This is a genomic window from Aeromicrobium panaciterrae, from assembly GCF_031457275.1.
Lineage (GTDB): Bacteria > Actinomycetota > Actinomycetes > Propionibacteriales > Nocardioidaceae > Aeromicrobium > Aeromicrobium panaciterrae_A.
In genome coordinates, this window is sequence record NZ_JAVDWH010000001.1 from 190,355 (window position 1) to 204,010 (window position 13,656).

General features: G+C 64.7%; 15 protein-coding genes. 7 read left to right on the forward strand and 8 right to left on the reverse strand.

The genetic code is table 11. The annotated features are described in order from the left end of the window. From J2X11_RS00920 to J2X11_RS00930, 3 genes are read right to left on the reverse strand one after another with little or no spacing between them, the layout of a single operon-like run. A complete protein-coding gene (locus tag J2X11_RS00920) occupies positions 1–441 on the reverse strand; it encodes a limonene-1,2-epoxide hydrolase family protein (protein WP_309965475.1) in 441 nt (146 codons plus the stop codon). A gap of 25 nt (positions 442–466) precedes the next feature. After that, entirely contained in the window at positions 467–1,345 is an 879-nt protein-coding gene (locus J2X11_RS00925; RefSeq protein ID WP_309965478.1) for an SDR family oxidoreductase, read from the reverse strand. 29 nt (positions 1,346–1,374) lie between these two features. Continuing rightward, positions 1,375–2,121: an SDR family oxidoreductase gene (locus J2X11_RS00930; protein WP_309965481.1), complete on the reverse strand. Its 747-nt coding sequence runs from the start codon at positions 2,119–2,121 to the stop codon at positions 1,375–1,377. Positions 2,122–2,169: 48 nt separating this feature from the next. On the opposite strand from J2X11_RS00930, the gene J2X11_RS00935 reads away from it, so the two are divergent. The 5 genes from J2X11_RS00935 to J2X11_RS00955 are packed head-to-tail and all read left to right on the forward strand — an operon-like array spanning position 2,170 to position 6,610. Continuing rightward, positions 2,170–2,928, forward strand: coding sequence for an enoyl-CoA hydratase family protein (locus J2X11_RS00935; RefSeq protein ID WP_309965484.1), 759 nt, complete (start codon positions 2,170–2,172; stop codon positions 2,926–2,928). After that, positions 2,925–3,821 carry a CoA transferase subunit A gene (locus tag J2X11_RS00940; protein WP_309965486.1) on the forward strand — a complete coding sequence of 299 codons (897 nt, stop codon included), beginning with the start codon at positions 2,925–2,927 and terminating at the stop codon, positions 3,819–3,821. Before J2X11_RS00935 ends, J2X11_RS00940 begins: the two co-directional genes overlap by 4 nt. Continuing rightward, complete coding sequence (locus J2X11_RS00945; protein ID WP_309965489.1) at positions 3,818–4,594, forward strand: CoA-transferase subunit beta; 777 nt, start codon at positions 3,818–3,820, stop codon at positions 4,592–4,594. The genes J2X11_RS00940 and J2X11_RS00945 overlap by 4 nt, the downstream gene beginning before the upstream one ends. Continuing rightward, on the forward strand, positions 4,591–5,658 hold the full coding sequence (locus tag J2X11_RS00950; protein ID WP_309965492.1) for an NAD(P)H-dependent flavin oxidoreductase: 1,068 nt from the start codon (positions 4,591–4,593) through the stop codon (positions 5,656–5,658). Before J2X11_RS00945 ends, J2X11_RS00950 begins: the two co-directional genes overlap by 4 nt. A 46-nt stretch (positions 5,659–5,704) precedes the next feature. Further along, on the forward strand, positions 5,705–6,610 hold the full coding sequence (locus J2X11_RS00955; protein ID WP_309965495.1) for an esterase/lipase family protein: 906 nt from the start codon (positions 5,705–5,707) through the stop codon (positions 6,608–6,610). Here J2X11_RS00955 and J2X11_RS00960 read toward each other — a convergent pair. From J2X11_RS00960 to J2X11_RS00975, 4 genes are all read right to left on the reverse strand, one after another. Next, positions 6,607–7,353, reverse strand: a complete 747-nt coding sequence (locus J2X11_RS00960; RefSeq protein ID WP_309965498.1) for a 3'(2'),5'-bisphosphate nucleotidase CysQ — start codon at positions 7,351–7,353, stop codon at positions 6,607–6,609. The genes J2X11_RS00955 and J2X11_RS00960 overlap by 4 nt on opposite strands. Continuing rightward, positions 7,346–9,184 carry an adenylyl-sulfate kinase gene (gene cysC / locus J2X11_RS00965; RefSeq protein WP_309965500.1) on the reverse strand — a complete coding sequence of 613 codons (1,839 nt, stop codon included), beginning with the start codon at positions 9,182–9,184 and terminating at the stop codon, positions 7,346–7,348. The genes J2X11_RS00960 and cysC overlap by 8 nt, the downstream gene beginning before the upstream one ends. Continuing rightward, complete coding sequence (gene cysD, locus J2X11_RS00970; protein ID WP_309965503.1) at positions 9,184–10,095, reverse strand: sulfate adenylyltransferase subunit CysD; 912 nt, start codon at positions 10,093–10,095, stop codon at positions 9,184–9,186. The genes cysC and cysD overlap by 1 nt, the downstream gene beginning before the upstream one ends. Before the next feature lie 85 nt (positions 10,096–10,180). Next, a complete protein-coding gene (locus J2X11_RS00975) occupies positions 10,181–10,741 on the reverse strand; it encodes a TetR/AcrR family transcriptional regulator (protein WP_309965506.1) in 561 nt (186 codons plus the stop codon). 46 nt (positions 10,742–10,787) lie between these two features. Here J2X11_RS00975 and J2X11_RS00980 point away from each other — a divergent pair, with 46 nt between their 5' ends. Both J2X11_RS00980 and J2X11_RS00985 read left to right on the forward strand, forming a co-directional pair. Next, entirely contained in the window at positions 10,788–12,329 is a 1,542-nt protein-coding gene (locus J2X11_RS00980) for a hypothetical protein (protein ID WP_309965510.1), read from the forward strand. Further along, on the forward strand, positions 12,326–13,111 hold the full coding sequence (locus J2X11_RS00985) for an SDR family oxidoreductase (RefSeq protein WP_309965513.1): 786 nt from the start codon (positions 12,326–12,328) through the stop codon (positions 13,109–13,111). Before J2X11_RS00980 ends, J2X11_RS00985 begins: the two co-directional genes overlap by 4 nt. Here J2X11_RS00985 and J2X11_RS00990 read toward each other — a convergent pair. Further along, positions 13,108–13,602, reverse strand: a complete 495-nt coding sequence (locus J2X11_RS00990) for a cupin domain-containing protein (RefSeq protein ID WP_309965516.1) — start codon at positions 13,600–13,602, stop codon at positions 13,108–13,110. The genes J2X11_RS00985 and J2X11_RS00990 overlap by 4 nt on opposite strands. Positions 13,603–13,656: the final 54 nt, after the last annotated feature.

Here is a 13,656-nt window from a genome sequence, read left to right on the forward strand (position 1 = left end):
TCACATCGTCCGGCGGACCGACGGGATAACCATGCCGACGATTCCACGGAACGTCGCCTTCACCATGTCGTAGAAGTCGAAGTAGTCGCGCCACAACGTGATCCGACCGTCGTGGACCTCGAACACGCCGCACACCCAGAACTGCAGGCGCAGCGGGCCCCACACGATGGCGTCCGTACGTTCGTTGAGCACCGTCGCACCTTCGGCCACATTGCGGTGGAACTTCACCTCGAAGCCCGCCTTGCCTTCCATACCGCGCATCAGCTTCACCACGCGCTTGCCGCCGCGAATCGTGGGCAAACCGACGTTCTGGTACACGAGATCCTCTGCGGCGAGGCTGGCGAACGTGTCGAAGTCTTGCGCCTGAAGTGCCTCAAGAAAGGACTTCACGATGTCGGTGTTGTCGACAGGGGTGTTCGTGACAGTCGGCTGATCAGTCATTCGAACAGCCTAGTCATCCCAAATCTCAGCTGGCTCCGTAGACCGGTTCGGGGGCGGCGCCTTCGGCTATGAGGGCATCGACGACCTCGCCGAGCTCGGTGGCCTCCCAGCGAGAGCCCTTGTCGCGGGCAGCCCCGTGGTTCCAAGCTTCCTCCAAGGTGAGCTTGCCTCCATCACTCTCGAAGACTCGACCCGTGACGTGGCCGGCAGCCTCAGAAGCCAGCCAGGCGACGATCGGAGAGTTGTCCTCTGGCAAGGCCATCTCGGAGGTGTCGAAGGCTCCCTCGGTCATCCGGGTCTTCGCCACCGGTGCTATCGCGTTGACGGTGACGCCGACTCGGCCGAGCTCGGCAGCGGCGACCAGAGTCATACCGGCGATCCCGGCCTTCGCCGTGGAGTAGGTGATCTGCCCGATCGAGCCCTGCAGGCCCGCACCTGAGGTGGTGTTGATGACCCGGCCAGCCCGCTGGCGGCCCTCCTTGGACTCCGCACGCCAGTACGCCGAAGCGTGCCGCAGCGGAGCAAAGTGACCCTTGAGGTGAACCCTGATGACAGCGTCCCACTCCTCCTCGGTCGCGTTGACGAGCATGCGATCCCGCACGAAGCCAGCGTTGTTGACGAGGATGTCGAGGCCACCGAACGTGTCGATCGCCTGTCGGACCATCGCCTCTGCCTGCTCGAAATCGGCGACGTCAGCACCATTCACCACAGCCTCGCCACCGATGGCCTCGATCTCGGCAACGACGTCGTGGGCGGGCGAATCGGTCTTCTCACCGTTGTTGGAGACACCGAAGTCGTTCACGACGACCTTCGCGCCCTGGCGAGCCAGCTCGAGCGCATGGGCCCGGCCAATGCCGCGTCCAGCTCCGGTGACGATGGCGATGCGGCCTTCAAGCAAGCTCATGGTTCTCCTGATGTTGGTTAAGAGATGGATCAGACGTGGAGGAATACGGGGGGTTCGCCGCCGCCATCGCAGCCGACGTTGGCACCGCTGACATACGAGGCGAGGTCACTGGCGAGGAACACAGCGACGTTGCCAACCTCATCGGGGCGAGCCATCCTGCCGAGCGGGATGGTGGACTCGATCTTGGCGACACGCTCGTCGCCGCCGTAGTGGTCGTCGGTCTGCTCGGTACGGCAGAGCCCCACGTCGATCGCGTTCACTCGGACCTTGGGCGCCCATTCCATCGCGAGGCTGCGGGTCAACGAGTCGATGCCAGCCTTGGCGGCGGCATACGCGGCAATCGTGGGGGCTGCGCGGTTGGCACTGATTGACGAGATGTTGATGATCGAGCCGCCGCTGCCCTGCTCTTGCATCACCCGGTTGGCCACCTGGGCGACCAACAAAGGAGAGCTGAGGTTGAGGCCGATGATCTTGTCGTGGAACCGCGGCGATGCTTCTGCAGCGAGTGCTGCGGGAGCGCCACCGGCGTTGTTGACCAGTACGTCGAGTCGTCCGTGCTGGGCGACGATGCCGTCGATCATCGCCTGAACTGACTCGGGGTCGCGTACGTCGCACTGCACGTGCGTCGTGCCGGGGAACGGTTCGGCCTCGGACCGGGCGCAGGTGACCACCGTGGCACCGGCAAAGACGAACGTCTCGGTGATGCCGCGGCCGATCCCGCGCGAGCCGCCGGTGACCAGAACGACTCTGCCCGTGAGGTCAATCGTGAGTGCCATGCTGGTACAGTACCAAGCAAGTGCTTGGTTGTGTACGAAAGGGTCTCCATGTCTGCAGTCACCAGCGAACTTCGTGACGACGGGATCCTCGTCGTCACGATGTCCCAGCCCCCCGTCAACGCCCTGACCGTGCAGGGCTGGTTCGACGTGGCCGAGGCGCTGAATGCCGTGGCTGCCAACCCCGCCGTCAAGGTCGTGGTGCTCCGCGCCGAGGGCAAGGGCTTCAACGCCGGCGTCGACATCAAGGAAATGCAGAACACCACTGGCTTCGACGCGCTGCTCGGCGCCAACAAGGGCTGCTTCGCCGCCTTCAAGGCTGTCTACGAGTGCGCCGTTCCCGTCATCGCGGCCGTCAACGGCTTCTGCGTCGGGGGTGGCGTCGGCCTGGTCGGCAATGCCGACATCGTGGTCGCCAGCGACGACGCCTACTTCGGCGTACCCGAGGTCAACCAGGGCGCGCTCGGCGCTGCCACGCACATGGCGCGTCTCGTACCCCAGCAAATGATGCGCTCGCTCTACTTCACCGCAGCAACCATCCCCGCCTCCGAGCTGCACCGCTTCGGCTCGATCTACCGGCTTGTCCCTCGCGACGAGCTCGACGCCGCCGCGCTGGCCGTGGCTGCGGAGATCGCGGCCAAGGATGGCCGCGTCATCCGGGCAGCCAAGGAGGCGCTGAACGGTATCGAGCCGGTCGACGTCAACCACAGCTACCGGTTTGAGCAGGGATTCACGTACGAGCTCAACCTCATGGGCGTGAGCGATGAGCTCCGCGACGATTTCGCCGGAACAGAGAAGGGCAAGAAGTGAGCAAGCCACGCGACAAGCAGATGACGATCGATGAGGTCGTCGCTCAGCTTTCCGACGGGATGACGATCGGGATCGGCGGATGGGGCCCACGGCGCAAGCCGATGGCACTGGTCCGCGCGATCCTGCGCTCAGACCTCAAGGACCTGACCATCGTGAGCTGGGGCGGCGCCGATGTCGGCCTGCTCGCCCGCGCCGGCAAGATCCGCAAGGTCATCTACGCGTTCGTCTCGCTCGACTCGATCCCCCTCGAGCCCAACTTCCAGCGTGCACGCCAGAACGGCACGATCCCTGAGGTCGTCGAGCTCGACGAGGGGATGTTCCAGACCGGCCTGTACGCCGCCGCGCAGCGCCTCCCGTTCCTCCCGATGCGCGCCGGCCTCGGCTCGGACGTCCTGGTCAACAACACCTGGATCAAGACCGTCACCAGCCCGTATGCCGACGAGAACGGCGACTTCGAGGATTTCACTGCGGTTCCCGCGCTGAAGCTCGACGTGGCACTCGTTCACATGAACCGTGCTGACGCGCACGGCAATGCGACCTACCTGGGCCCGGATCCGTACTTTGACGATCTGTTTGTGCAGGCCGCCGACAAGGCGTACCTGACCTGCGAGGAGATCGTCGACACCGCTGGGCTCACGGTCGACACAGCAGTCCAGCGACTCCTGATCAGCCGAATGGCAATCGACGGAGTCGTCGAGACGCCCAACGGAGCGCACTTCACGACCTGCACGCCCGACTACGAACGTGATGAGAAGTTCCAGAAGGCGTACGCCGCCGCAGCCGGTGGTACCGACGAGGAGTGGACTGCCTTCGAGCAGCGCTTCCTCGCCGGTGACGAAGCCGCCTACCAGGCAGCCGTCGCTGCCTTCGCCGCCGAGGAGGCAGCCAAGTGACCGAGTTCTCTCGCGCAGAGGTTTGCGCCGCCGCCATTGCCGACGCCTTCGCCGAGGACGGCGAGATCTTCGCCAGCCCGATGGGCATGCTCCCGATGTTGGGTGTCCGGCTCGCCAAGCTCACGTCCAACCCTGATCTGGTCATCTCCGATGGCGAGTCGCTGTTCCTCGGTGGGACTCCGCCGCTGTTCGCGAAGGCCGATGTCGTCGAAGGCTGGATCCCGTTCCGTCGCGTGTTCGACGTCGTCGCGTACGGCAAGCGTCACGTGATGATGGGCGCCACTCAGGTCGACAAGCAGGGCAACCAGAACATTTCGGCGATCGGCGACTTCGCCCAGCCGAAGCGTCAGCTGCTCGGCTCGCGCGGCGCACCGGGCAACACGGTCAACAACCGGACGTCCTACTGGGTGCCGAAGCACGGTCCCCGCGTCTTCGTCGAGAACGTCGACATCGTCTCGGGCGTCGGCCCGGCCCGCGCCAAGGCCGCTGGTCCTGGCGCCTCGAAGTACAACGACATCCACCGGATCGTCTCGAACCTGGCCGTCTTCGACGTCAAGGGCGAGGGTGACACGGTGCGCCTGCTCAGCGTGCACCCAGGTGTGACGATCGACGAAGTCATCGAAGCCACAGGCTTCGAGCTCTCCATCCCGGCGGAGGTCCCGGTCACCCGGGAGCCCACTGAGACCGAGCTGATGATCATCCGCAACGTGCTCGATCCCAAGACACTGCGCGACCGCGAGGTCCCGCCGGTGACGGCAGAGGCAACGAAATGATCGACCAGCTGCTCAAGACTCCCCTCACCGAGCTCACCGGCGTACGTCACCCGGTCGTACAGACCGGCATGGGCTGGGTTGCTGGGCCGAGCCTGGTCAGCGGCACCGCCAATGCAGGCGGCCTCGGCATCCTCGCCTCGGCGACGATGACCATCCAGGAGCTCGAGCAGGCGATCATCGAGGTCAAGGAACGCACGGACAAGCCATTCGGTGTGAACCTTCGCGCTGATGCTGCGGACGCACCAGCTCGCTGCGAGCTGCTGATCGAGTACGGCGTCAAGGTCGCCTCGTTCGCACTCGCACCCAAGCCCGAGCTGATCGCCAAGCTAAAGGAGCACGACATTGTCGTGATCCCCAGCGTCGGACTCCCCAAGCACGCGGTGAAGGTTGCCTCGTGGGGCGCCGACGCCGTCATGATTCAGGGCGGCGAGGGCGGCGGACATACCGGCTCCGTGCCCACCACGCTCCTTCTCCCGACCGTGCTCGACGCGGTCGACATCCCGGTCATCGCCGCTGGTGGCTTCTTCGACGGTCGTGGCCTGGCCGCCGCGCTCTCGTATGGCGCTGCAGGCGTCGGTATGGGCACGCGCTTCCTCCTTACCGCCGACAGCCGCGTGCCAGAAGCCGTGAAGCAGCGCTACCTCGCAGCCACCTTGGACGACACCGTGGTCACCAAGAAGGTCGACGGTATGCCGCACCGCATGCTCCGCACCGAGCTGGTCGAGCAAGTCGAGGCCGGATCCGGTCTGCGCCGAATCATCCCGACCGCGAAGCGCACGCTCGAGTTCAAGAAGATGGCCGGCATGTCGTGGAAGCAGCTCGCGATCGACGGGCGCTCAATGCGCAAGGAACAGGGTCGTACGCTCGGCCAGCTCGCACTCGCAGCCAACACCCCGATGATGCTCAAGGCCGGCCTCGTCGAGGGTGACCCGACCGCTGGCGTACTCGCATCGGGACAGGTCGTCGGCGTGATCAACGACCTGCCGACCTGCGAAGAGCTGATCGACCGGGTCGTCACCGAAGCCGCAGCTTCTCTCAAGCGCGGCAGCTCGTACCTCATCTAGTCTCTGATCGTTGATCTGAGCAGAACGCGCTCTCATTGGAGTCTTCATGCGCCGATTGATCACCCTGGCAACAGTTGTCATTGCCCTGCTCCTCGCCGGGTCGCCCGCAACGGCGGCGACCAAGCCGCTGCCCGTGCCGTACAACTTTCTGCCGGCCGCGATGATCGGTGGAACTCCCAACGCGAACGCACCTGGCACGAACGACTGGACGTGCAAGCCCTCGAAGGCGCATCCCCGTCCGGTCGTCCTGACACACGGCACGCTGGGCAACCACAGCACCAACTGGCAGACATACGGGCCGCTGCTCAAGAACAACGGCTACTGCGTCTACGCGCTGACCTACGGCGCCCTGCCCGCTCCCTACCCGCTCAACGCCCTCGCCGGTCTCGGCAGCATGCGGGTGAGCGCGAAGGAGCTGGACGTTTTCGTCGATCGCGTGCTCAAGTCCACGAAGGCCAGCAAGGTCGACATCATCGGCCACTCCCAGGGCACCCTGATGCCGACGTACTACTTGAAGTTCTACGGCGGCGCGAAGAAGGTCTACAACCACATCTCGCTGGCCCCGCTGTGGCACGGCACGGAGATCGTTCCGGCGCAACTCACCGCAATTCTTGGCACCGGCGCCGGGTCACTCCCATTCGCCCCGGCATTGGGCGAGATGGACAAGAACTCGTCGTTCATGAAGGAGATCCGCAAGGGCGGCGTCGCCGTGAAGGGTGTGCGCTACCTGAACATCATGACGAAGTACGACGAGCTCGTCCGTCCCTACACAAGCGGCAGCGAGAAGGGCATGACCAACATCGTCGTCCAGGACAAGTGCGCGCAGGACTACAGCGAGCACTTCGAGATCGCGGCTGATCGCAATGCCAGCCTGTACGTGCTCAACTTCCTCGATCCAGCCCATCCCCGGCCGATCGTCTGCACGCTCAGCCTGCCGTTCGTCGGCCCCTAGCCTGCGGCGGCGATGGCCGCGAGCAAGCCCTCGGCGAGGTCGGCTCGACAGATGAGCAGATCAGGCAAGTACGGGTGAGCGGCGTTGTACGTCAGCGGTGATCCGTCGACACGTGTCGCGTGCAGACCTGCTGCGAGAGCGACACCGACCGGCGCTGCTGAGTCCCATTCCCACTGGCCGCCGTCGTGCAGGTAGGCATCCGCATCTCCGCGGAGCACGGCCATCGCCTTGGCACCGGCCGAGCCCATCGGCTGCGAGTCGGCGCCGAAAGCTTCGACGACCGCAGCGCCCCAGGCCGGTGGACGACTGGCGCTCATCAGGAAGATCGGGGTTTCGCGCTCAACCCTCGTGGCCGTCGAAATGCCCGTTGAGTAGACCGTCGACAATGCTGGCTGCGCGACGGCAGCGGCGGTGATCTGTGATCCGGTGGCTCCGCGCTCCCACAGGGCAACGTGAACGGCCCAGTCGGTGCGACCCTCCATCCCGTACTCGCGGGTGCCGTCGACCGGATCAATGATCCAGACCCGATCGGCCGACAGTCGCGCGGCTGAGTCAACCGACTCCTCCGACAGCACGGCGTCATCCGGACGTTCGGCTGCCAGGAGTTTCAACAGCAGTTCATTGGACTTCGCGTCGCCAGCCTTGCCGAGCTCCTTGCCGGTCAGCGAGGAGGTGCGCTGCAGATCGAGCAGCAGCTCACCCGCCTGCTCGGCGAGAGACGCGGCGAGTTCGGAGTCAGTCACGCTGCATCCGCTCGATGACCAGCGTCGCGAGTGCATCGACGTCACCATCGCTCGGGCGCAGCAGCAGGTCAGGGCGCTGTGGAGCTTCATACGGTGCGCTGACGCCGGTGAACTCCGGGATCTCGCCCGCGCGAGCCTTGGCGTACAGACCCTTCGGGTCACGCGCCTCGCACTCCTCGAGCGGGGTGTCCATGAAGATCTCGAAGAACGGCAAGCCGTCGGCCTCGTGGCCGGCTCGTGCCGCATCGCGGTGCTCGCGATATGGACTGACCAGCGAGACGATCGCAACGACACCCGCGTCGGCCATGAGCTTGGCGACTTCTGCGACTCGGCGTACGTTCTCCTGTCGATCCTCGGGGCTGAAGCCCAGGCCGGCGTTGAGGCCGTGCCGCAGGTTGTCGCCATCGAGGATGTACGCGGGCAGACCTGAGGCGACGAGACGGCGTTCGACCTCGACCGCAACGCTCGACTTGCCCGAGCCGGACAGGCCGGTGAACCAGAGGGTTGAACCCTTCGTCTTGCGGTGCTCACGCGTCACAGCACCGCTGTGCCAGACGATGTTGGGCTCGTTCTGGGTCTCACCCAGAATCATGCCCGCAGCGACAGTCCGGTTGGTGGCGTCATCGATCAAGATGAATCCACCGGTCTCGCGGTTGCGGCGGTAGGGATCGAAGTGCAGCGGCTTCTGCGTACGCAGCTTCACGCGGCCGATCTCGTTCAGTCCGAGACTGGCTGCCTTCTCGTCGCGGTGCAGCGTGTTGATGTCGAGTCGGTACTCGAGGCTCTTGACTGACGCACGGGTCTCCCGCGTCGTGTGCAGGATCGTGTAGGTCGAGTCGGTGGACAGCGACAGGTCGGTGTCCATCCAAGCGATCATCGCGTCGACATCCTGCGAGGACGTCGGACGGTTGTTGGGGCGGCACAGCATGTCGCCGCGGCTGATGTCGATGTTGTCGGCGAGCTCGATCGTGACGGCCTGACCGGTGAACGCTTCGTCGAGCTTGGTGCCGCCAGGGCCGAGGACGTTGGTGACCGTCGTCGAGAAGCCCGAAGGCAGTGCCACGACTTCGTCGCCCGGACGGAAGACGCCACCAGCAATCGTGCCGGCGTAACCACGGAAGTCGTGGAAGTCGGCCTGCTGCGGGCGGATGACGTACTGCACCGGCATACGCGTGTCGATGAGGTTGCGGTCGGAAGCGACGTGCAGCCCTTCGAGGTGGTGCAGCAGCGCCGGTCCGTCGTACCAAGGCATCGCGGCGCTGTGCGTGACGACGTTGTCGCCCGACAGTGCTGACATCGGAATGAACGTCAGGTCGGCGACTTCGAGCTTTGTCGCGAACGCTGCGAACTCTTCGCGGATCTCGTTGAAACGATCTTCGGAGAAGTCGACGAGGTCCATCTTGTTGATGCAGAGCACGACGTGCGGGATGCCGAGCAAGGTCGCGAGGAACGCGTGGCGACGCGACTGCTCGAGCACGCCGTGACGGGCGTCGATCAGGATCAGCGCGACGTCCGCGGTGGACGCACCGGTGACCATGTTGCGCGTGTACTGAATGTGGCCAGGCGTGTCCGCGATGATGAACTTGCGCTTGGGAGTCGCGAAGTAGCGGTAGGCCACGTCGATCGTGATGCCCTGCTCGCGCTCGGCGCGCAGACCGTCAGTCAGCAGCGCCAGGTCGGGGCCCTCGTGACCACGAGCAGCGCTCGCTGTGGCGACAGCGCTCAGCTGGTCTTCGAAGATCGACTTGCCGTCGAACAGCAACCGACCGATGAGGGTCGACTTGCCGTCGTCCACGCTTCCAGCCGTGGCGATACGCAGAAGCTGCGACATCAGAAGTAGCCCTCTTTCTTTCGGTCTTCCATGCCAGCTTCAGAGATGCGGTCATCGGCGCGAGTCGCACCGCGTTCAGTCACACGTACGGCAGCAACTTCGTCGACGACCTGCTCGCGAGTCACCGCGTCCGACTCGACGCAGCCGGTGCAGGTGGCGTCACCGACGGTGCGGAAGCGGACCATCGCCTCGAACGGCACTTCGCCGTTCTCCGGCTCGATGAACCGGTTGACGGCGAGCAGCATGCCGTCACGCTCGACGACGGTGCGGGTCTGCGCGTAGTAGAGCTCCGGCAGATCGATCTGCTCGCGAAGGATGTACTTCCAGATGTCCAGCTCGGTCCAGTTGGAGAGCGGGAAGACGCGCATGTTCTCGCCCTTGTGGTGGCGGCCGTTGTAGAGGCTCCACAGCTCGGGGCGCTGGTTCTTGGGGTCCCACTGACCGAACTCATCGCGGAAGCTGAAGACGCGCTCCTTGGCGCGGGCCTTCTCCTCGTCCCGGCGGGCACCGCCGAACACGGCACCGAACTGGTTCTCCTTGATGCCGCGCAGCAGCGAGATGGTCTGCAGCTTGTTGCGAGGTCCTAGCGGGCCGCCGATCTCGGTGGCACGGCCGGCGTCGATGTCGTCCTGCACCGAGGCGACGATGAGACGGAGGCCAAAGCGCTCGACCGTGTCGTCGCGGAACTTGATGACTTCGTCGAAGTTCTGACCGGTGTCGATGTGCATGACCGGGAACGGAACGGGAGCGGGCCAGAACGCCTTGGTCGCCAGGTGCAACATGACAACCGAGTCCTTGCCGCCCGAGAAGAGCAGCGCCGGGCGCTCGATGGTCGCAGCCACCTCACGGAAGATGTGAACCGCTTCAGCCTCGAGTTTGTCGAGGTCGGTGAGTTCGTACGTTGTCGTCACGAGTCAGCCTGCCTGGTCGATGCAATACCGGAAAAGTAGAACATGTTCTAGTTTTGCATCTTGTAGGCCCCGACCGCAAGCCCTTCTAGGGCATGAGACGCGACACGTGCTCGGCGACAGCCCGGCGCACGTCCTCGGGGTCGGCCCCCGTGGCGTCGCTCATGAACTTGCCGAAGATCAGCCAGCCCAGCACAGACATGCCGGCGACCGACGTTTGCACCGCATCGTCCGGGTCGCTGTCGCGCCACAGACCCGAGAACAACTCAGTCGTCGACGCGGTCCCGGGAAGTGCCGCCTCCGGACTGTCGAGCACTGCATGGACGAGCGTGCGCCAGTACGAAGGACTCGCAGCCAGGAGGTCGAGGAGCTCAGCAACAACATCGGGTGAGGCCTCCCCTCGCGTGGGCAGTCCAGATTGGACGACCGCCTCGACGACACCTTGGGCATCTGCGGCGAGCATCTGCTCCAAGACATCCGCCTTGGTACCGAAATGACGATGCACCAGCGCGTGGTTGACGCCAGCTCGCGCCGCAATATCGCGTACGGAGAAGCCATCAGGGCCGCGTTCGGCGACAAGCGCGCTCGTCGCGGTCAGAACCGCGGAACGTATCTCCTCGCGACCTCGAGGCTTCACTTCGCTCACCATCTGAGAAGTCTATACAGCCTTGTAACCGAACGGTTACAGTCTTCGGATGCGTCGCGTTCTCCCACTCTTCGCCGGAGCTTCCATGCTTGCGGCTCTCGTCATCGCTGGACCTCAGTCCTCGGCTGCCCCAGTGCCGACCCCCGAGGTGACCCTCCCGCCGATCCCGGCGATCAGCGGACTTCCGATCCCCTCACTGCCCACCGATCTGTTGGTGCCGAAGTTCATCGGTGCGGCAGCGGCCAAGAATCCGATCTCGCATCCGACGATCCCGCAGAACCCGTACCTGTCGCCCGATGGAACCAACACGATGCACAACGACGCGTATGCGTCAGATGCGTACAAGGTGAGCGGCCCGCTGGGCAAGAACCTCAAGGTCAGCTCGGCGTCATACGGCATCCGTGAGTGCGCCACGATCGCGTTCGACTCCAAGAATCGCATCGTCGGACTGTGTGGTGGACTCGAGGGCTTCGGGATGATGGTGATCGACCCCGTCACGCTCAAGCCGATCTCCGAGCTCCGCACCTCGGCTCGCAATCTGGCCACCGCGGCCAACCCGTTCACCGACATCTGCGGTGGCACGTACTTCTTCCTCGACAAGAACGACGTGGCCTACCCGACGACGGCCAAGAAGACGGTCCTGAAGATCAAGGTCCAGGCCGACGGCACGCTCATCAAGCAGAAGGAATGGTCACTCGCCGACAAGGTGCCAGCATCCGACTGCCTGATCGCAACCATGCCCGACTGGAAGGGCCGTCTCTGGTTCTTCACGCAGCAGGGCATTGTCGGCACGCTCAACCGGACGACCGGCGCCATCAAGACGGTGCACCTGCCCGTGGGCGAGGAAGTCACCAACTCGGTCTCCACCGACGAGACCGGCGGCATGTACGTCGTCTCGACTCACGCGCTTTATCGACTCGACGCCACCAGCTCGGGGACGCCGAAGACGACCTGGCGTCGGACATACGATCGCGGCACCCGCCTCAAGACGGGCAATCTGTCGCAAGGCTCAGGCACAACGCCGACCTTGCTCGGTGAGAAGTGGGTCGCAATCAACGACAACGCAGATCCGAAGACAAATGTCCTCGTCTACGACCGTCGCAAGGGTGTGAAGAGTCGCCTGCACTGCAAGCAACCCACCCTCGCGGCGAACGCCGGCACCACCGACAACAGTCTCGTTGCCGCCGGCAACTCGTTCATCATCGAGAACAACTACGGCTACGGCGGACCGACGACGACGATCCTCGGGCAGACGACCACACCTGGCCTCGCCCGCGTGAAAGTCGACAAGACGGGATGTCACGTCGCGTGGACCAGCGACGAGATCGCCCCAAGCTCAGTGGCGAAGGCGTCGCTCGGCAACGGCCTCCTGTACGCGTACACGAAGCCGAAGCAGACTGATCCCCTGACCAACACGCTCGACGCCTGGTACTTCACGGCGATCGACATCCGCACCGGCAAGACCAAGTGGAGTCGACTCACCGGTACCGGCGTCCAGTGGAACAACCACTACGCCGCCATCTACCTCGGACCCGACGGTGCCGCATACATTGCGACGCTGGCCGGTCTGGTCAGGATCAAGGACTCATGAAGACGTACGTCGTCAGCGGTGCTGCCAGCGGGATCGGCGCCGCAACCGCCGCTCTGCTCCGCGAGCAGGGTGACCGAGTCATCACAGTCGACCTCCGCGATGCCGATGTGGTCGCCGACCTGTCGACGGCCGAAGGCCGCGCGGATGCTGTCGCCGGAGTCCAGAACCTGACGGACGTCGTACACGGACTCGTGCCGTGCGCTGGCATCGTCGGTGTGGCCGGCGCAGACTCGGCCAAGATCGTGTCGGTCAACTTCTTTGGTGCCGTTGCGCTCGTACGCGGCCTCAAGCCTCAGCTGGCGGCCGCCGGGACCTCGAGCGTGGTGCTCATCGCCTCGAACTCGATCACCGGTATGCCGAACTGGCGCGCTTCGACCGCTGAACTCTGTCTTACGGAGGACGAGGAAGCGGCCCGCGCAGACGCTGCCGACGCCGATCCGTTGACCGTCTACCCCGGCACCAAGGCCGGCCTGGCCTGGTGGGCTCGGCGGGAGGGCGTGACCGAGGCCTGGATCGGACAGGGCACGCGGCTCAACTCCGTGGCGCCGGGTTCGATCGACAGCCCGATGACCGAGCAACTCCTCGCCGATCCCGAGGTCGGACCACTCGTCGCGGCGTACCCGTCAGCCATCAACCGCATGGGACGACCCGAAGAGATCGCTGCACTGGTGGCGTTCCTTCTGTCAGACGCCAGCAGTCTGATGGTCGGCGCAGTCGTCTATGCCGACGGCGGCACAGACGCAATGCTGCACCCCAACGCCCCCGAGCGCTGGGCCCTCTAGCGCGGAGCGAACGGCGGCGGACCGAGGATCTCGATACCGCCATTGGCCTGGGCAGACGCCGCGATCTTGTCGAAGTCGACGACGCCTGACGCCGGATGCTCAGCCGTCACGACCTCACTGGCGCCGAGGTAGAACGCCTGACAGGTTCCAGGCGTGTGCAAGTCAAGCAATCGCGCGGACTCAGACACAACCGTGAATGCGTGAGGGACGCCGCGTGGTGCGAACATGATCCCGCCCGCTGCGACCCGCTGCTCGACTCCGTCCATGTGCACCAGGATTTCGCCCTCGATCACGTACATCGTCTCGTCGGCAGGATGCGTATGCAGAGGCGTGACCTTTCCGCCCTCCATGATGTCCTCGAACAGGAAGAACGCTCCGCCGGTTTCCTCCGCCGTGGCGAGCCAAGTGAACTGGCCGCCGCCATAGAACCAGCGCTGCTCGCACTCCTCGCGATTGCGCATGATCGGCGAGGCCGTTGTCAGTTCGTTCATGATGACCACTTCCAATTCGTTTATGGGACTTAAGTACCATAACGACATTGCAGT